The sequence below is a fragment of the Anoxybacillus amylolyticus genome (genome assembly GCF_001634285.1).
GTDB lineage: Bacteria > Bacillota > Bacilli > Bacillales > Anoxybacillaceae > Anoxybacteroides > Anoxybacteroides amylolyticum.
This window is the reverse complement of record NZ_CP015438.1, coordinates 1,291,530-1,308,872: the sequence shown is the minus strand read 5'-3', so window position 1 is coordinate 1,308,872 and position 17,343 is coordinate 1,291,530. Positions and strand designations below refer to the sequence as shown.

Sequence of the window (17,343 nt, the reverse complement as noted above, 5' to 3'; positions counted from 1 at the left end):
AGGATAGAAAAGCGGAATGTTTTCCTGTAAACTGAAAAAGGAAAAGAGAAGACGAGAGAGGGGATTTTCATGAAATCGATTCAGCCCGTGTTTTTGTTGTTTGCGATTTTGGCTGCTTCGTCGATTATGGCAATCGGTATTTTTATTGCCGAACAGATTACAATCGGCGTTATCATTTCTATCGTTGCTTTTGTGCTTATTATGGGAATCGGATTCATCACGAAAAAACGGATGCGTGAAAAAGGCATGTTATAATCGGGACATGAAACGCTTGTCCCGATTTTATTTTCGAATATATTGCTTCACAATTTGTTTATGAAGTCCTGGTTTAGCGACTAACACAGAGTTTTGTTCAAGCAATTGAAGTGGTTCACCATAAATATTTGTCACCACGCCACCAACTTCTTCGACAATGATAAGCCCCCCAGCAAAATCCCAAGGCGACAATCGCATCGTCATGTACGCATCTAACCTTCCGGCTGCGACATACGCCATTTCTAACGCTGCCGAACCGTATGACCGCGTCCCGCGCACGGCTTTCACAAGCGGCGTTAATATAGATGGATCAATGCGGGCATTGTCAATCACCCACGTCGTATTTAGCGAAATAATCGCTTCGGAAATAGATACCGGCTGCAATCGTGGAAGGGGAGAGTCGTTTAAAAATGCGCCTTTTCCTTTTTGTGCAGAATATAGTTCGTCATGTACAACATCGTAAATATAGCCAAGTTGACCGACGCCATTGTGAAAAATGCCAATGGAAATCGCAAAATTTCGTTGTTGGTGGATAAAATTCATCGTCCCATCAATCGGGTCGATAATCCAAACCGTCCCATCCAATGCCCCTATATCATCGCCAAATCCTTCTTCGCCAAGCACGCGATGTTGTGGGAATTTGTTTTTTATGTGTGCAATGAAAAATTGCTCCGTTTCTTTGTCGACGTTTGTAACTAAATCTTTTCGATTCGATTTCGTTTGTATCGTCAATTGCTGCGCAAACGTTTCTCGAATGCGAGCGCCTGCTTCTTTCAGCCATGCTCGGGCACATTCATCGATTTGTTGCCAATTCATTTTTCCAACTCCTATCGAAAAAATCATCATATTTTTTTATGTACGAATATACATTAGAATAGTGCAAGTTGGCACATTCTGCAAGAAAAAACGAACCGTATCATATGGTTCGCCAGTTCGTTTGTTTATAGTTGAAGACGCATAAGTTCTTGACGTAGCTTTTCTAATTTTCGCTTACATTCTTTTTTCTTCTCTTCATCATTTTCCATCATCGCATCATAAAGGGTTGCCAACTCATAATCTAACTCAAGCTTAAGAACTGCCATCCGCTTTTCGCCGTCTGTCCGTTTTACCGAATTGACTGTTTTTTTCATTAACAGAAGCACCCCTTTCCCTTTCTTTTGGAAAATCACAAAATTTTCTGATAGTGTTTATATATATTATGTAAGGAAAGGAGGCTATGCAACAAATTTGTGCATTCGTCTAATTTTTTTCAGTCATCTGAATCCACTCGCCATTTTTCGCTTCTTTCGCTTTTTTCACAACGTGATAGGACGAGTAGCCGCTCGTTTTTTCAAATTCATCACACCACTTTTTCTCTTCGCTTTTGCTCGGAACGATTTCTTTAAACCGACGGTACAGATTCATTAGCTGTTCGCGTTCCATTCCATGTTCATAGACCGTTTCGACGGCTTCGAAAAATTTAATCACATCGATAATTTCTTGCGTTGTCCAATCATAAGAAAACGGGTACGAATAATTCACCTACATCACCTCCACCATTAGTTTGCCCAGCGTTTGCGAATTTGTTCGGCTTCTTTCATCATGCGAGCAAATAATTCTGCAACAGTCGGTACATCATCAATTAAGCCCATCACTTGTCCGGCCCACGCAAATCCTTCGTTCGTTTTCCCGTCATAAATAAAACGACGGTTCGCCTCCCCGCTAATGTATTCTTTTAATTGTTCGTACGTTCCACCTTGTTGTTCTATTTGCAAAATTTTTTCCGTCCACTCGTTCGCAATCGCCCTTCCTGGTGCTCCTAAACTCCTCTTAATAACAACGGTATCGTTTTCCGAACCTTTTACAAGCAACTCTTTGTACAGCGGATGGGCATGTACACATTCTTGCGTTGCAATAAAGCGTGTGCCCATTTCGATGCCTTCCGCACCAAGCGATAATGCCGCCATTAGCCCTCTTCCGTCTCCAATCCCTCCAGAAGCAATCACCGGAATCGATACAGAATCAACAACTTTCGGAATCAGTACAAACGTTCCAATATCGTATTTTCCTAAATGTCCTCCTCCTTCTTGCCCGACAACCATCACGGCATCTGCCCCTAGTTCTTCCGCTTTTACCGCTTGGCGAACAGCAGCTACAAGCACCAGTTTCTTTACGTCTACTCCTTTTAACTGCTCAAAAAACGGGGCAGGATTTCCGCCTGTCACGGACACGACTGGCACTTGTTCCTCGATCGCCACTTCAAGCATATGTGAAAACGGCCGTCCGTGTTGTCCGATAGCAAAGTTCACGCCGAACGGTCGGTCGGTTTTCTCGCGCACTTTTCGAATTTCTTCGCGTAACGCCTCCGGTGTCGGGAGCGACATGGCGGTAATTTGCCCTAATCCTCCTGCGTTCGAAACGGCTGCTGCTAGCTCTGCATATGCTAAATACGCAAGCCCCCCTTGAATAATGGGATATTTAATCTGTAATAACTCCGTCACTCTCGTTTTCCAATCCATTTGTCACACCTCCTATGTATAAGTATAATATGCTTCGAGAATACTTGCTTCATTTCCTGCACATGAAGCGGAAAACTTTTTATCCATTAAACATTGACTAGACACAATTTAAAAATGATTCTTTGCAAACCGTGAAATAAGTGCTATAATGCACTTGTTTTATTTTTATGCAAAAAGAGGTGTGAGGGAGCATTGTCACAGTTTGAGACACCGTTGTTCACTGGGCTGTTAGAACATATGAAAAAAAATCCGATTCAATTTCACATTCCTGGCCATAAAAAAGGAGCAGGAATGGATCCAGATTTTCGTGAATTCATCGGCGAAAATGCGTTAGCCATTGATTTAATCAACATCGGTCCTTTAGATGATTTGCATCAACCAAAAGGGATGATTAAACGCGCGCAAGAACTAGCCGCAGAAGCGTTCGGCGCCGACTATACGTTTTTTTCCGTGCAAGGAACAAGCGGGGCGATTATGACGATGGTGATGTCTGTCGCCGGTCCTGGCGATAAAATTATCGTGCCGCGCAACGTCCATAAGTCGGTGATGTCTGCGATTGTTTTTTCTGGCGCTACGCCCATTTTTATTCATCCAGAGGTGGACAAAGAGCTTGGTATTTCACACGGCATTACACCAGAAGCAGTCGAAAAAGCGTTAACGCAACATCCTGACGCCAAAGGAGTGCTCGTCATTAACCCGACGTACTTTGGTATCGCTGGGGATTTGAAAAAAATTGTGGAAATCGCTCATGCCTATCATGTGCCTGTCCTCGTCGATGAAGCGCACGGAGTGCACATTCATTTCCATGAGAATCTCCCGCTTTCAGCAATGCAAGCCGGAGCAGATATGGCAGCAACAAGCGTTCATAAACTCGGTGGCTCGATGACGCAAAGCTCGATTTTAAATGTACGGGAAGGGCTTGTCTCTGCGAAGCGCGTCCAAGCCATTTTAAGCATGTTAACCACGACATCGACGTCATATTTATTGCTTGCATCCCTTGACGTCGCTCGCAAACGGTTGGCGACAGAAGGGAGAACACTTGCCGAAAAAGCAATTCAGCTAGCGGAAGAAACGCGCGAGAAAATTAATGAAATTCCGCATTTGTATTGCGTTGGTAAAGAAATTTTAGGTACGGAAGCAACGTACAATTATGACCCGACAAAGTTAATTATTTCCGTAAAAGAACTTGGATTAACGGGGTACGACGTCGAAAAATGGCTTCGGGAAATGTACCAAATTGAAGTAGAGTTGTCCGATTTATACAACATTTTATGTATTATTACACCAGGCGATACGGAAAAGGAAACAGACATATTAGTCAACGCGCTTCGCCATTTATCAGAGCAATATCGCCATCAAGCCGATGCCGGTGTAAAGCCGAAAGTGTTGCTTCCTGACATTCCGGCACTAGCGTTAACACCGCGCGATGCGTTTTATTCGGAAACAGAAATCGTGCCGTTTGAGCAATCTGCCGGACGAATTATTGCAGAATTTGTGATGGTTTATCCCCCTGGAATTCCTATTTTCATTCCTGGTGAAATTATTACGGAAGAAAATTTAGCGTACATTAAGAAAAACCTCGAAGTCGGCTTACCGGTACAAGGTCCGGAAGACGATACGCTTCAAACATTGCGCGTGATTAAAGAACATAAACCGATTAAGTAACAGGGTGCCAAGGCACCCTGTTTTTATGCAAAAAAAAGCACATGCCTCTCCCGTTCTGCATGCGCTTTCATTCTATTGAAACCTTTCCCCCATTGTTTAAAAACCGTATTACTCTTGTTCGTCTACTTCTTCATGATCACATTGTGTACATTTTCCGTAAAGCGTTGTAACTTTCTCGTCTTCAAAATGCCCGATTGTTGAATTACATGTTTGACAAACGATTGTGCCCATCCCCATAACCCCTTTATGATGATTTAATGATTGGCTAATTTAATAATAATATATCATATTTAAGTTGTCAATCGCCGATTTGTATGTCACATTTAAATAAAAAGTCGACAAAAAACGGGCATTATGCCCGTTTTTTGTCATTCATTAATAATCGTATTCTGGATACAACGCCGTCGCTGGAAGAACATCGGAGAAAAACTCCGCTAAATCCGCTGCCTGCTCAGCTGTATCAATTCGGAAAATTCGCTGCAAATACTCATGGTTTTCAACGTCTTTTGGATCGAGGAGAGTCGAGCGGCCTGTTTGCATACAGATGACGAGCGGCTTGCCAAAGAACATATTCGTATAAACAATCCCAAAATCATACCGCGTATCTTTTGTCGTAAAGCCAACGAACCGCACTTTCACTTTTTCGTATTCATCATACAACTTTTCAAACAAATTCATAAACTCCCCCCCTTTAAATATACTGAATTTTATTATAATTCAAATTTCTTTTTGGATCAATAGCAAAAACATTGCAATAATGTTACAATAGCGTTGGGGGTGATCAAAATGTCCACACACGCATACATAAAGCTTGTACCAGCATCAAAAAAGAAAACGATTACACTTGAAGAAGTAAAAGAACTGTTTCACACATACCAACAACTGATGAAAAAAACAGGCGAACAGCTCGGGTGGGGATTTGAAAATGCCTCGTTTCCTTATCAAATCGTAGCGGCAGACGGAAACGAACAATGGTTTTATTTAAAAGGAACGAATGACCGTTATCATTCGATTATTATTGGTGTCGGTCAAGAAAAAACAGAAAAAGACGAAACGTCATTTATTCAAGTAACGCTTCCAACTAACGCCACACATGGAGACAAAGGAAAAGCGAACGAATTTTGCAAATTTCTCGCAAAACAATTAGAAGGGGAATTGCATTTATTTAACGGCAGAATTATGTATTATTATAAACGATAGCCTGAGGCTATCGTTTTTTATATGAACTCCCAAACAAAACGTTGGCAACTAAAATATATAATTGCTGTAAGGCATGTTGTCAATAGTGCTCTTTTCGTCCGTAAGCCAACTTTCCGCGCTAGCAAAAACGCCAAATATAAAAACATGCCAAGCAACATCCCACGAAATAGCGGGCGGTCACGACCGGAAAGCCATTCGACGAGTGAAAAACTACTCCAAATCATCATTTGTAGCAAAAAAACGACGTACGCTTTCATTGGGAATCCCCTTTTTTCCTTTTTACCATAACAATATGACTTTACGAGAGAAAATAGTCATAAAAAAGGACATCCACCGGATGTCCTTTTTCTTTTATTTAATGATATGAATTGGGCTGCCAAGAACGACTTCTGCTGCTTCCATGGCGATTTCGCCTAACGTCGGATGCGCATGAATCGTCATCGCAATATCTTCTGCTGTCATACCTGCTTCAATCGCAAGTCCAAGTTCTGCAATCATATCCGATGCATTTGGACCGACGATTTGTGCCCCGATAATAACACCATCGTCTTTGCGTACGACGAGCTTCATAAAGCCTTCCGCATCGTTGAGCGCCAATGCGCGGCCGTTTGCCGCAAACGGGAATTTTGCTGTTGTGACTTCAATGCCTTCCTCTTTCGCTTGTTTTTCAAAATAACCGACCGATGCACATTCAGGGTCTGAGAACACAACTGCTGGAATGGCTAAATAATCCATCTCCGACGGATGACCTGAAATTGCTTCTGCCGCGATTTTCCCTTCATACGATGCTTTATGGGCAAGCGGTGGTCCTGGAACGATATCACCGATCGCATAAATGTTCGGCACGCTCGTACGGCATTGCTTATCAATTTCGATAAGCCCGCGTTCTGTCATTTTCACGCCAATTTGTTCAAGCCCTAACTCATCTGTATTCGGGCGGCGTCCAACGGTGACAAGCACGTATTGTGCATCAACTGTTTTCGTTTCCCCTTGTACTTCAAACGTTACCGTTACGCCATCTTCTCGCTCTTCGACACCTTTGGCAAGGGCGTTTGTAAACACTTCGACACCTTTTTTCTTTAAGCGGCGCTTCACGACCGCGCTCATTTGCTTTTCAAAACCAGATAAAATTTCATCTGCACCTTCAAGAATTGTCACTTTCGTCCCAAAGTTCGCATACGCTGTCCCTAATTCTGTTCCAATATACCCCCCGCCGATGACAACAAGCGATTTCGGGATTTCCGGTAAGTTTAATGCGCCAGTTGAATCAAGAATACGCTTTGAGAACTTAAATGCAGGAAGTTCGATTGGGCGGGAACCAGTCGCGATGATGGCGTTTTTGAATTTGTACGTTTGTGCACTTGTTTCTGTCATGACGCGCACTGTATTTGCATCGACAAAATATGCCTCGCCGCGAACAATTTCCACTTTATTTCCTTTTAATAATCCTTCGACGCCTCCAGTTAATTTTTTTACAACGCTCGCTTTCCACTCTTGCACCTTCGTAAAGTCCACCGTTACGTTTTCCGCTTTAATGCCCATGTCTTCGGAATGGATTGCCATTTCGTAGCGGTGTCCTGCCGAAATTAACGCTTTCGATGGGATGCAGCCAACGTTTAAGCATACGCCCCCGAGGTTGCCTTTTTCGACAATCGTCACCTTTTGCCCTAACTGAGCGGCACGAATTGCTGCCACATAGCCGCCAGGGCCGGCTCCAACGACAAGAGTTTCTGTTTCAATTGCAAAATCGCCCACTACCATAATTATTACGCCTCCATTAATAATAGTTCAGGATCGTTTAGTAAACGTTTAATATGATTCAACGCATGTTGTGCCGTTGCACCATCGATCATGCGATGGTCAAAGCTTAACGATAACGCTAATACCGGCGCAATCACGATTTCTCCGTCACGCACAACTGGCTTTTCTGAAATACGACCAATACCAAGAATCGCCACTTCTGGATGGTTAATGACTGGCGTAAACCATTGTCCACCTGCAGAGCCGATGTTTGTAATCGTGCAGGACGCTCCTTTCATTTCGTTCGGCATTAATTTGCCGTCGCGTGCCTTTGTCGCAAGTTCGTTAATTTCTTTTGCTAGGGCAAAAATTGACTTCCGATCAGCATGTTTGACGACCGGAACGAGCAATCCTTTGTCCGTGTCTGCCGCAATGCCAATGTTGTAATAATGCTTATGAACAATTTCTTCCGTTGCATCGTCAATGGATGTATTTAATGTTGGAAATTCACGCAAAGCCGATGTCAACGCTTTAACAACGTATGGCAAAAACGTTAGCTTGATGCCTTTTTGCGCTGCAACTTCTTTGAATTTTTTCCGGTGTGCGACAAGTTTCGTTACATCTACTTCGTCCATTAATGTGACGTGCGGTGCGGTATGTTTCGAATTAACCATTGCTTTGGCAATCGCACGGCGGATGCCGCTCATTTTTTCGCGAGTTTCTGGGAACTCACCTTCTAGTACAACTGGTGCAGCTACAGGTTTCGCTTCTGCTTTTGGCGCTACTTGCTCTTCCACACGTTGTTCTGCTGCCTCTGCTGCCGGCGCAGCGGTTACTCCACCCGCTAAGTATGCATCAATGTCGCTTTTTAACACGCGGCCATTTTTGCCTGTCCCTTGCACAAGTCGAATATCTACTCCTTTTTCCCGTGCATATTTACGCACAGAAGGCATCGCAATGACGCGTCGGTTCGGATCTACTTCCGTTGCTGGTGCTGCTTCTGTTTGTTGCGGAGCCTCTTCTTTTCTTTCTTCCGCTTTTGGTTCGTCGTGGTCTTGTCCTTTAAATTTTAAATGTTCATACCCAGGGGCATCGAACGTCACAAGCGTTTGTCCGACCGTCGCAACCGTTCCCTCCCCCACTAAAATTTCTAATACTTTTCCTTTAACAGGTGAAGGAATTTCCACAACCGCTTTATCGTTTTGCACTTCGCATAAAACGTCATCTTCGTTTACTTCATCCCCAGGTTTCACGAACCATTTGACAATTTCGCCTTCGTGAATGCCTTCCCCGATATCTGGTAGTTTGAATTCAAACGCCACTGTTTGTCGACCTCCTATTTTTCACAAATACGGAGGAGGAAGTAAGCTTCCTCCTTCCTGCTTTTAGACGCTCATTTGTGTTGATTTTTTATTCGAGTCGGCAAACGGTTCGTTTGCCGACGACAGCAGGAAAAAACGATGAATATAGTAATGCCGACTGCCTAATCAGCACTCTTCATTAGACAACAAACACACTAGTTAGAAACTCATCACTTTTTTCGCTGTTTCGATTACATCTTTAAAGTTTGGCAACCATACTGGCTCTGCTTGCGAGAACGGATATACTGTATCTGGAGCAGCAACACGCAACACTGGCGCCTCAAGGCTAAGAATCGCCCGTTCATTAATTTCTGCGACGACATTTGCTGCAATACCTGCTTGTTTTTGCGCTTCTTGCACAACAATGGCGCGACCTGTTTTCTCAACAGAGGCGATAATCGTTTCAATGTCTAACGGTTGCACAGTACGCAAGTCAACGACTTCTGCGGAGATGCCTTCTTTTTCAAGTTCCGCTGCCGCTTTCAATGATTCGTGCACCATCGCTCCGTACGTAATGATTGACACATCTTTTCCTTCACGCTTAATATCTGCTTTACCGATTGGGATCGTATATTCTCCTTCCGGCACTTCTTGACGGAACGAACGGTACAGCTTCATATGTTCTAAAAAGATGACCGGGTCGTTATCGCGGATAGCAGAAATAAGTAACCCTTTTGCATCATATGGCGTCGAAGGAATGACTACTTTTAATCCAGGCTGTTGCGCAACAAGCCCTTCTAAGCTATCCGCATGCAATTCTGGCGTATGCACGCCCCCACCAAACGGAGAACGAATCGTAATCGGTGCATGGAAGCGCCCGCCGGAACGATAGCGCATGCGTGCCATTTGACCAGAGATGGAATCCATCACTTCATATACGAACCCAAAAAACTGAATTTCTGGAACAGGGCGGAATCCTTGGAGCGCAAGACCGATTGCTAAACCACCGATCCCTGATTCTGCAAGCGGGGTATCAAATACGCGCTCTTCACCAAACTCCGCTTGTAGCCCTTCTGTTGCACGGAACACGCCGCCGTTTACCCCAACGTCTTCCCCAAACACTAATACGTTCGGATCGTTTTTCATTTCGATGCGCAACGCATCCGTGATCGCTTGAATCATTGTCATTTGCGCCATGCTTATTTCGACTCCTTCTCTTTATAAATTTCATATTGTTCTTTTAAGTTAAATGGCATCTCTTCGTACATGATGCTCATTAAATCGGTCACTTTTTGTTTTGGTGTTTCATCCGCTTTCTTAATCGCTTCCTTAATGTCTTCTTTTGCTTGTTCAATAACGCGGTTTTCTTCCTCTTCGCTCCACAATCCTTTTTTCTCTAAAAATTTGCGGAAGCGAACGATTGGATCTTTTTTCTCCCATTCGTTTTCCAATTCTTTCGTGCGATAACGAGTTGGGTCGTCTCCTGCCATCGTATGCGGACCATAGCGGAAGCATAACGTTTCAATGAGCGTCGGCCCTTCGCCATTAATCGCTCGCTCGCGCGCTTCACGCACCGCGACGTATACCGCTAACGGATCCATACCGTCCACTTGAATGCCCGGAATTCCTGCTGCTACGGCTTTTTGGGCAATTGTTTTCGCTGCGGATTGTTTTTCGACTGGCGTTGAAATTGCGAAACGGTTGTTTTGCACAACAAAAATTGCTGGCGCTTTAAACGCACCGGCAAAGTTAATGCCTTCGTAAAAATCGCCTTGCGATGCGCCTCCATCTCCTGTGTACGTAATCGCTACCGCTTTTTTGCCGCGCTTTTTCATTCCTAGCGCTACTCCGGCTGCTTGAATAATTTGCGCTCCAATAATAATTTGTGGCGGCAATACGTTTACTCCTTCAGGAATTTGGTTGCCATGGAAATGACCACGTGAGAACAAAAACGCTTGATATAGTGGAAGTCCATGCCAAATCATTTGTGGGACATCACGATATCCTGGCAAAATGAAATCTTCTTTTTCTAAAGCAAATTGGCTTGCAAGCTGGCTCGCTTCTTGTCCAGCTGTTGGCGCATAGAAACCAAGACGTCCTTGACGGTTTAATGAAATCGAGCGCTGGTCAAGCACGCGCGTATATACCATACGGCGCATTAGCTCTTTTAATTGCTCATCGCTTAACTCCGGCATCGCTGCTTCGTTTACGATTTCGCCTTCTTCATTTAAAATCTGAAATGTTGGGAATTGCTCTGCTACTTTTTCCAATTGCTCTTTCACATGAAATACGGATGTTTTTGCACCCATTCCTTTCACCTCTACCTTTCTTCTATTTGAAAAATTTAAACGTCAGTTCACCAAATGTCATTCTAGCTTTAATGTGCCCAAAATTCGCGACGAACAGACAACAGCCAATTGCTTCTGTGTATCCATTGTAAATAAATAACCCCAAAAACTGTATTAATCCTTAGTCAATAAAAATTAATACAATTTTCGCATGTATTTTTAAGTTTACACCTTCTCATTTCTAACGTCAATTACTTTGGTATTTGAAAATTACACTATTCGTATGTTTTTAAAATAAAAAAGAACTGTTATAGTATATAAACAATTCTGTATTATATTCTGTACTATATCACATATGAGGTGAAAAATTGTCGAACGAACCGCTATGGTAAAATTTTGTATAGTTGCTTTTTTTCTCGATTGTACCGCTGCGTATATTCGTTGAATTGCTCGTTTGCCGAAAACAATTTTTTATACGCATCATTCACTTCACCGATTTGTGCTTGCAAATCGGCTAACGTGACATCTGGCTGCTTGAAGAGGCGGCATAGTTTTTTTTCGGCAGTTAATGCCGTATGATAATGATCGTATAGTTTTTCATAAGAAGCATACCGTTTTTCTCCCGTTTGGATGAGCTGGTGCAACCGTTGTTTTAACGTTTCATCGTGAATGTCCGAAGTATATCTGTTGATCATTTCCATCTGTTTGGTAGCTTTTTTAATGCTCTCGTATTCTGCTTCGAGCTGTTTTTCTCTTTGGTAGATAAGGGCTTCTGCTTCATCCGCTAATTTTGCTATATCGTCTACTTGTTTCATCCCAAGCGTCATGATATCGTTGTAGAGGGCTGTTTGATTCTTTTCGAGACGAACAAGTTGGTTTTCATGTTCACTTATGTTTGTTTCGTATTTCCCAAGCTCTTCAAATAAACGAGTGATTTGTTGTTCAGGTGTTGTGCACGCTTGTAGTAAAATAACGATGAATACGAATAAACATTTTCCTACGTTCAATACGTGTCCCTTCTTTCGTTAACTTTGATACGAGGAGTGAAATGTGATGATTACAATGAAAAACATTATTAAAGAAGGTCATCCAACGTTGCGCAAAGTAGCAGAACCAGTTTCGCTTCCTGCATCTGCCGAAGATGAAGCGATTTTGCGAAGTCTGTTAGAATATGTAAAAATGAGCCAAGACCCAGAATTAGCAACAAAGTACGGACTTCGTCCTGGCATCGGATTAGCTGCACCGCAAATTAATGTGTCAAAGCGAATGATTGCTGTTCACGTGCGAGATGAAAAAGGGACGCTATATAGTTACGCATTATTCAATCCAAAAATTGTAAGTCATTCCGTGCAATTGTGTTATTTAACAAGCGGAGAAGGATGCTTGTCCGTTGACCGCGACGTCCCTGGCTACGTTCCGCGCTACGCTCGCGTTACCGTAACAGGCACGACGCTTGAAGGCAAAGTGGTTACGTTACGTTTAAAAGGACTTCCTGCTATCGTTTTCCAACATGAGATTGACCATTTAAACGGCATTATGTTTTATGACCGTATTGACCAAGAAGATCCGTTTAAAGTTCCAGAAAACGCTATCCCTATCGAACGTTGAGAGAAAGAAGGGCAAGTGTGCCCTTCTTTACTTGATTAGCTCTAACTGTTTTAGCCCGTATAAAATTCCATCTTCCTCGACGCGCTTTGTGACGAAATCAGCTATTTGTTTCACTTCCTCATTTGCATTGCCCATCGCCACCCCTGTGCCGACAAACCGCAACATTTCCATATCGTTTAATCCATCGCCAAAGGCGTATACGTCTTCTTTTTTGATGCCGATTCGTTCAATTAGTTTGCGGATTCCTTCCGCCTTTGAACCGCCAACTGGTAGAACATCCGTGGAAACGCTATGCCAACGCACGAAACGAAACTCCGGATAAGCTAGCACATATGCATATTCTTCTTCCGGCTTGCAAAACAATAGCGCCTGATAAATATCACGATTTTCGTAATAAGCGGCATCAAGTGATGGATGGGAGAACTTTAAACTGCCCATACTTTCATGAATATATGGATGATTTTCCACACTCGCCCGCATCGTTTTTTCGTCCATAAAAACAAGTGGATGCCCATTTTCATGGGCTTCTTCTTTCAATTCATGGAGTTTATGGCGCTCGAGCGGGTTTTTATAAATGACGTTCCCTTCGGAAACGACGTACTGACCGTTAAAACTAACAAACGAATCAATCCCTAACTTCTTTCGTAAATCAGAAAACATAAACGGCGCCCTTCCTGTGGCGATTGCCACATACACACCTGCTTCTTTTAGCACTTGCACCGCTTGGACAGTCGATGACGGCAACTCTTTGTTCTCGTCAAGCAACGTTCCATCGATGTCAAAAAACACAATTTTTTTCCCCATGTTTTCTCACCTGTCATAAAAAAATCATTTCCTCATCATTACGTTAATGGAAAAAAGAAACGGTGTCAAATAAAACAGAATTCCAGCTTTCTCCATGAAAAGCATGGCCTTATATTCATATACTAAAGACAAGAACATTTACTTTCGTCAAGAAATGAGTACAATAAGAAATAGGGAGTGATGTGAGATGTTGAAAAAACTCAAGAAAAAGTTGCTCCAACAATGGAAAGATTTGCTCCGAAAAAAATCAATCGCCTAGTGTCATAAGCCCTTCTGTCCGAAGAAGGGCTTTCTTTTAAAACGTTGCTTGAATGAAACTTCCCCGTTTCGTCAAAGATGGTAAGACAGATATTCGTAACGGAAAAAAGAAAGAAAAACATGAAAAACATCTTTGTTTTATATATAATAAAAAGGTTAAGGAAATTATCGGTCAGTAAGGAGAGATTTTGTAATGATTTTTAAAGTGTTTTACCAAGAGAATCCGAACGAAGTGCCTGTGAGAGAAAAAACGAAAACGTTGTATATTGAAGCACAGTCAGAGCGCGATGTACGCCAAAAGCTAAAAGAACGGAATCTCAACATCGAGTACATTCACCCGCTTGAAGGTGCTCATTTAGAATATGAAAAACAAAGCCCAAATTTTTCGGTATTGGAGATTTAGACGATGAAATTTTTAAAAGAAAACCAAGTTGGCGTATTTGCTCTCGGCGGATTAGGCGAAATCGGGAAAAATACATATGGCGTACAGTTTCAAGATGAAATTATTGTCATTGACGCTGGGATTAAATTCCCAGAAGATGAATTACTCGGAATTGATTACGTCATTCCAGATTATAGCTATTTAGTGAAAAACGCCGAGAAAGTAAAAGGAGTATTTATTACTCACGGGCATGAAGACCACATTGGCGGCATTCCGTATTTGCTTCGCCAAGTAAACGTTCCGATTTATGGAGGAAAGCTTGCGTTAGGACTCATTCGCAACAAATTAGAAGAGCACGGACTATTAAACCAAACGAAATTAATCGAAATTAAAGAAGACGATATCATTCGTTTTTCCAAAACAGCCGTGACGTTTTTCCGGACAACCCACAGCATCCCAGATAGCTATGGCATTGTTGTCAAAACACCAGCGGGGCAAATCGTGCATACAGGGGACTTCAAATTTGACTTTACACCTGTGGGGGAACCAGCGAATTTAACGAAAATGGCAGAAATAGGAAAAGAAGGCGTGCTATGTTTATTGTCCGACAGCACAAATAGCGAAATCCCACACTTTACAATGTCGGAACGCCGAGTTGGCGAAAGCATTCACGATATTTTCCGAAAAGTGCAAGGTCGCATCATTTTCGCGACGTTTGCTTCTAACATCCACCGCCTACAACAAGTGACAGAAGCGGCAGTGTTAAATAACCGCAAAATTGCTGTATTCGGCCGTAGTATGGAGGCAGCGATTGAAATCGGGCAGCAACTTGGCTACATTAAATGCCCGAAAGATACGTTTATTGACGCCGGGCAAATTAACCGTCTCCCAGCAAACCGGATTACGATTTTATGTACCGGAAGCCAAGGCGAGCCGATGGCGGCACTATCGCGCATCGCTAACGGGACGCATCGCCAAATTCAAATTATCCCTGGCGATACGGTTGTGTTCTCGTCTTCTCCAATTCCGGGAAATACAGTGAGTGTGAACCGTACGATTAATATGTTGTATCGCGCTGGTGCAGAAGTCATTCACGGACCATTAAGCGATATCCACACTTCCGGTCACGGCGGGCAAGAAGAACAGAAGCTAATGATTCGCCTCATGAAACCGAAATATTTCATGCCCATTCACGGGGAATATCGGATGCAAAAAATGCACGCCAAACTTGCCGTGGACTGCGGCGTGCCTGAAGAAAACTGCTTTATTATGGACAACGGAGAAGTGCTTGGCTTAAGTGACGAAGAAGCAGGCGTCGTCGGTAAAATTCCGTCCGGTTCTGTGTATATTGACGGCAGCGGCATTGGGGATATTGGAAATATCGTCTTGCGTGACCGCCGCATTCTTTCGGAAGAAGGGCTCGTCATCGTCGTTGTCAGCATTAATATGAAAGAGTTTAAAATCGCCGCTGGGCCAGACATTATTTCGCGAGGATTCGTGTATATGCGCGAATCGAGCGATTTAATTAGCGACGCACAAGCGCTTATCACTAAACATCTCGAAAAAGTGCTTGAACGCAAAACAAACCAATGGTCAGAAATTAAAAACGAAATTACCGACACCCTTGCTCCATTCCTATACGAAAAAACAAAACGAAAACCAATGATCTTGCCAATTATTATGGAAATATAGAAAAGAGGAGACGAATGGGAAGAGCTTTAAGAAAAGCTCAAAGCCCCTGCCTATCGGTAAAGAGCGGGCAAGCCCCACCGAGGAGGCTTAGCCGCCGAAAGAAGGGAGAGCGCATCACACCGATGGCGCTTGGAGCTAGACAGCTCTCTGCCCAATCGAAAAATTTTATGCTTTCTTACCTTATGAAAAAGGTCTAACGTTCTGTTAGACCCTTCTTCTCTCTTCTTTTTTAACGAACGGTTGCTTCTACTTTTTGGCAAATTTCTTCCGCTGTTAACCCGCTTGCATCGATGACCGCACCTCTAGTGATCGCGGTTTGAATGCCCATGACGTTTGCGTCTTGACCTGTCACGACGCAACAGTCACACCCTTTGGCATCACTTTCTTGTCGAAGCGGAACAACTTCGTATCCTCTTTCTTTTAATGCTACTTGCACGTTCGTTAATGACGGTTCGACACCGATTTTCGCCATCATCATCCACCTCCTCCGTTACATAATGTGGCTAAACGGAGAAGGAAGTATGCAATTCTAATTGTTTCCTTTCCATGAAAAATAAGCAGTTAATAATGAAATTGCAAAATCAATCGCCCGTTCATCTGGCATCAATTTCGCATGGTGTAAGCCGAATGGGGAATTGACCCCAAGCCAAAACATAAATCCAGGAATTTTCGCAAGCATATAGCCAAAATCTTCTCCCGTCATCGCTGCTTTACAGCGAACGACCTTCGTATTGGACAGTTGCTCGGCAAATTCCATAAATTCAGTTGTTAGCGCTTCATCGTTGTCGACTTGGTGATACATCGAGCCGTAATCAATCGTCGCTTCACACCAGTAAGCGATTTCGACTCCATGCACAATCGCTTCAATCCGCGCTTTCACTTTTTGCATCGATTCTACCGATAACGTGCGAATCGTTCCTTCTAAACGGGCGCGTTCGGCGATGACGTTTTGTACCGTCCCGCTCGTAATTTTGCCGATCGTAATCACAGCGCTATCTAAAGGATCGACGTTGCGCGCAACGACAGACTGCAGCTGTGTCACAAGCGAGCATGCTGCTACAACCATATCGTTCGCTAAATGCGGAAACGCAGCGTGACCGCCTTTTCCTTTTAAATCAATAAACAACTCCGACGTATTCGCAAAAAGAAGTCCTTGTTTCGCCGCAATTGTACCCACTGGATATTCCGGGGCAATATGCAAAGCAACAATCATATCAGGCCACCATTGTTTCATTATTTCGCTTTCAAGCATCGGCAGCGCACCGCCTGGCCCTTCTTCCGCGGGCTGAAAAATAAACAATAAATCGTCACGAATCGGTTGGTGCGCAAAGTGTGTCAACACCCCAAGCGCGATGCTCATATGAAAATCGTGCCCACATGCATGCATATACCCTTCATGCTCGGAACGGTACGGGACGCCTGTTTCTTCTTGAATCGGCAATCCGTCGATGTCCGCGCGATACCCGATTGTTTTCGTCGGACTTATCCCACGCACTTTAACGAAAATGCCCGTTCGCCACGTCTTTATTTCTAACCGCTCCTGCGGCAATGTCGCAAGATAATCTAATAAGTAACGCTGTGTTTTCACTTCTTGAAACCCTAGCTCTGGAATTTTATGCAACTCTCGACGAATCGCAACAAACTGGCTCATC

The 17,343-nt window shown here is 43.4% G+C and carries 21 protein-coding genes; 6 read left to right on the top strand and 15 right to left on the bottom strand.

The window, feature by feature from the left end:
- Positions 1-69 precede the first annotated feature (69 nt).
- Positions 70-255 (top strand): YlaF family protein, encoded by a 186-nt coding sequence (locus GFC30_RS06710; protein WP_066323469.1) that lies wholly within the window; start codon positions 70-72, stop codon positions 253-255.
- Between the two features lie 27 nt (positions 256-282).
- Here GFC30_RS06710 and GFC30_RS06705 read toward each other — a convergent pair whose 3' ends face one another.
- The 4 genes from GFC30_RS06705 to GFC30_RS06690 form a co-directional block, all read right to left on the bottom strand.
- Positions 283-1,071: an inositol monophosphatase family protein gene (locus GFC30_RS06705; protein WP_066323467.1), complete on the bottom strand. Its 789-nt coding sequence runs from the start codon at positions 1,069-1,071 to the stop codon at positions 283-285.
- A gap of 125 nt (positions 1,072-1,196) precedes the next feature.
- The gene (locus GFC30_RS06700; protein WP_066323466.1) at positions 1,197-1,385 is read right to left on the bottom strand and encodes a hypothetical protein; all 189 of its coding nucleotides are present in this window, start codon (positions 1,383-1,385) and stop codon (positions 1,197-1,199) included.
- A 109-nt stretch (positions 1,386-1,494) separates the two neighbouring features.
- Positions 1,495-1,776, bottom strand: a complete 282-nt coding sequence (locus GFC30_RS06695; protein ID WP_066323465.1) for a UPF0223 family protein — start codon at positions 1,774-1,776, stop codon at positions 1,495-1,497.
- 17 nt (positions 1,777-1,793) lie between these two features.
- A complete protein-coding gene (locus tag GFC30_RS06690) occupies positions 1,794-2,753 on the bottom strand; it encodes an NAD(P)H-dependent flavin oxidoreductase (RefSeq protein ID WP_066323463.1) in 960 nt (319 codons plus the stop codon).
- A gap of 192 nt (positions 2,754-2,945) precedes the next feature.
- Here GFC30_RS06690 and GFC30_RS06685 point away from each other — a divergent pair, with 192 nt between their 5' ends.
- Positions 2,946-4,418, top strand: coding sequence for an aminotransferase class I/II-fold pyridoxal phosphate-dependent enzyme (locus GFC30_RS06685; RefSeq protein WP_066323462.1), 1,473 nt, complete (start codon positions 2,946-2,948; stop codon positions 4,416-4,418).
- A 108-nt stretch (positions 4,419-4,526) separates the two neighbouring features.
- On the opposite strand, the gene GFC30_RS06680 is transcribed toward GFC30_RS06685, so the two are convergent.
- Positions 4,527-4,649, bottom strand: coding sequence for a GapA-binding peptide SR1P (locus GFC30_RS06680; RefSeq protein ID WP_066323461.1), 123 nt, complete (start codon positions 4,647-4,649; stop codon positions 4,527-4,529).
- 144 nt (positions 4,650-4,793) lie between these two features.
- Positions 4,794-5,096 carry a DUF3055 domain-containing protein gene (locus GFC30_RS06675; RefSeq protein ID WP_066323460.1) on the bottom strand — a complete coding sequence of 101 codons (303 nt, stop codon included), beginning with the start codon at positions 5,094-5,096 and terminating at the stop codon, positions 4,794-4,796.
- Between the two features lie 108 nt (positions 5,097-5,204).
- On the opposite strand from GFC30_RS06675, the gene GFC30_RS06670 reads away from it, so the two are divergent.
- A complete protein-coding gene (locus GFC30_RS06670) occupies positions 5,205-5,618 on the top strand; it encodes a DUF1885 family protein (protein ID WP_066323459.1) in 414 nt (137 codons plus the stop codon).
- Between the two features lie 17 nt (positions 5,619-5,635).
- On the opposite strand, the gene GFC30_RS06665 is transcribed toward GFC30_RS06670, so the two are convergent.
- From GFC30_RS06665 to GFC30_RS06640, 6 genes are all read right to left on the bottom strand, one after another.
- A complete protein-coding gene (locus GFC30_RS06665) occupies positions 5,636-5,875 on the bottom strand; it encodes a hypothetical protein (RefSeq protein WP_066323458.1) in 240 nt (79 codons plus the stop codon).
- A 94-nt stretch (positions 5,876-5,969) separates the two neighbouring features.
- Positions 5,970-7,379, bottom strand: coding sequence for a dihydrolipoyl dehydrogenase (gene lpdA, locus GFC30_RS06660; RefSeq protein WP_066323457.1), 1,410 nt, complete (start codon positions 7,377-7,379; stop codon positions 5,970-5,972).
- A gap of 5 nt (positions 7,380-7,384) precedes the next feature.
- A complete protein-coding gene (locus tag GFC30_RS06655) occupies positions 7,385-8,680 on the bottom strand; it encodes a dihydrolipoamide acetyltransferase family protein (protein WP_066323456.1) in 1,296 nt (431 codons plus the stop codon).
- Positions 8,681-8,878: 198 nt separating this feature from the next.
- On the bottom strand, positions 8,879-9,856 hold the full coding sequence (pdhB, locus tag GFC30_RS06650; protein WP_066323455.1) for a pyruvate dehydrogenase complex E1 component subunit beta: 978 nt from the start codon (positions 9,854-9,856) through the stop codon (positions 8,879-8,881).
- 2 nt (positions 9,857-9,858) lie between these two features.
- Positions 9,859-10,968, bottom strand: a complete 1,110-nt coding sequence (gene pdhA / locus GFC30_RS06645; RefSeq protein ID WP_066323454.1) for a pyruvate dehydrogenase (acetyl-transferring) E1 component subunit alpha — start codon at positions 10,966-10,968, stop codon at positions 9,859-9,861.
- A gap of 362 nt (positions 10,969-11,330) precedes the next feature.
- A complete protein-coding gene (locus tag GFC30_RS06640) occupies positions 11,331-11,954 on the bottom strand; it encodes a YkyA family protein (protein ID WP_066323453.1) in 624 nt (207 codons plus the stop codon).
- 46 nt (positions 11,955-12,000) lie between these two features.
- Here GFC30_RS06640 and def point away from each other — a divergent pair, with 46 nt between their 5' ends.
- Positions 12,001-12,555 (top strand): peptide deformylase, encoded by a 555-nt coding sequence (def, locus tag GFC30_RS06635; protein WP_066323452.1) that lies wholly within the window; start codon positions 12,001-12,003, stop codon positions 12,553-12,555.
- 27 nt (positions 12,556-12,582) lie between these two features.
- Here def and GFC30_RS06630 read toward each other — a convergent pair whose 3' ends face one another.
- On the bottom strand, positions 12,583-13,359 hold the full coding sequence (locus GFC30_RS06630) for a Cof-type HAD-IIB family hydrolase (protein ID WP_066323451.1): 777 nt from the start codon (positions 13,357-13,359) through the stop codon (positions 12,583-12,585).
- 451 nt (positions 13,360-13,810) lie between these two features.
- On the opposite strand from GFC30_RS06630, the gene GFC30_RS17340 reads away from it, so the two are divergent.
- Together GFC30_RS17340 and rnjA are read left to right on the top strand one after the other, a co-directional pair.
- On the top strand, positions 13,811-14,020 hold the full coding sequence (locus GFC30_RS17340; protein ID WP_066323450.1) for a DNA-dependent RNA polymerase subunit epsilon: 210 nt from the start codon (positions 13,811-13,813) through the stop codon (positions 14,018-14,020).
- 3 nt (positions 14,021-14,023) lie between these two features.
- Positions 14,024-15,691 (top strand): ribonuclease J1, encoded by a 1,668-nt coding sequence (gene rnjA / locus GFC30_RS06620; protein WP_066323449.1) that lies wholly within the window; start codon positions 14,024-14,026, stop codon positions 15,689-15,691.
- A 229-nt stretch (positions 15,692-15,920) separates the two neighbouring features.
- On the opposite strand, the gene GFC30_RS06610 is transcribed toward rnjA, so the two are convergent.
- A complete protein-coding gene (locus GFC30_RS06610; RefSeq protein WP_066327201.1) occupies positions 15,921-16,163 on the bottom strand; it encodes a YkuS family protein in 243 nt (80 codons plus the stop codon).
- Positions 16,164-16,220: 57 nt separating this feature from the next.
- Positions 16,221-17,342 (bottom strand): N-acetyldiaminopimelate deacetylase, encoded by a 1,122-nt coding sequence (locus GFC30_RS06605; protein ID WP_066323447.1) that lies wholly within the window; start codon positions 17,340-17,342, stop codon positions 16,221-16,223.
- Between the last annotated feature and the right edge of the window lies 1 nt (position 17,343).

Coding starts and splice junctions, on each gene's coding strand:
- GFC30_RS06710 (WP_066323469.1), top strand. CDS start 70: ATGAAATCGATTCAGCCCGTGTTTTTGTTGTTTGCGATTTTGGCTGCT.
- GFC30_RS06705 (WP_066323467.1), bottom strand. CDS start 1,071: ATGAATTGGCAACAAATCGATGAATGTGCCCGAGCATGGCTGAAAGAA.
- GFC30_RS06700 (WP_066323466.1), bottom strand. CDS start 1,385: ATGAAAAAAACAGTCAATTCGGTAAAACGGACAGACGGCGAAAAGCGG.
- GFC30_RS06690 (WP_066323463.1), bottom strand. CDS start 2,753: ATGGATTGGAAAACGAGAGTGACGGAGTTATTACAGATTAAATATCCC.
- GFC30_RS06680 (WP_066323461.1), bottom strand. CDS start 4,649: ATGGGCACAATCGTTTGTCAAACATGTAATTCAACAATCGGGCATTTT.
- GFC30_RS06675 (WP_066323460.1), bottom strand. CDS start 5,096: ATGAATTTGTTTGAAAAGTTGTATGATGAATACGAAAAAGTGAAAGTG.
- GFC30_RS06670 (WP_066323459.1), top strand. CDS start 5,205: ATGTCCACACACGCATACATAAAGCTTGTACCAGCATCAAAAAAGAAA.
- GFC30_RS06665 (WP_066323458.1), bottom strand. CDS start 5,875: ATGAAAGCGTACGTCGTTTTTTTGCTACAAATGATGATTTGGAGTAGT.
- lpdA (WP_066323457.1), bottom strand. CDS start 7,379: ATGGTAGTGGGCGATTTTGCAATTGAAACAGAAACTCTTGTCGTTGGA.
- pdhB (WP_066323455.1), bottom strand. CDS start 9,856: ATGGCGCAAATGACAATGATTCAAGCGATCACGGATGCGTTGCGCATC.
- pdhA (WP_066323454.1), bottom strand. CDS start 10,968: ATGGGTGCAAAAACATCCGTATTTCATGTGAAAGAGCAATTGGAAAAA.
- def (WP_066323452.1), top strand. CDS start 12,001: ATGATTACAATGAAAAACATTATTAAAGAAGGTCATCCAACGTTGCGC.
- GFC30_RS06630 (WP_066323451.1), bottom strand. CDS start 13,359: ATGGGGAAAAAAATTGTGTTTTTTGACATCGATGGAACGTTGCTTGAC.
- GFC30_RS17340 (WP_066323450.1), top strand. CDS start 13,811: ATGATTTTTAAAGTGTTTTACCAAGAGAATCCGAACGAAGTGCCTGTG.
- rnjA (WP_066323449.1), top strand. CDS start 14,024: ATGAAATTTTTAAAAGAAAACCAAGTTGGCGTATTTGCTCTCGGCGGA.
- GFC30_RS06610 (WP_066327201.1), bottom strand. CDS start 16,163: ATGGCGAAAATCGGTGTCGAACCGTCATTAACGAACGTGCAAGTAGCA.
- GFC30_RS06605 (WP_066323447.1), bottom strand. CDS start 17,342: ATGAGCCAGTTTGTTGCGATTCGTCGAGAGTTGCATAAAATTCCAGAG.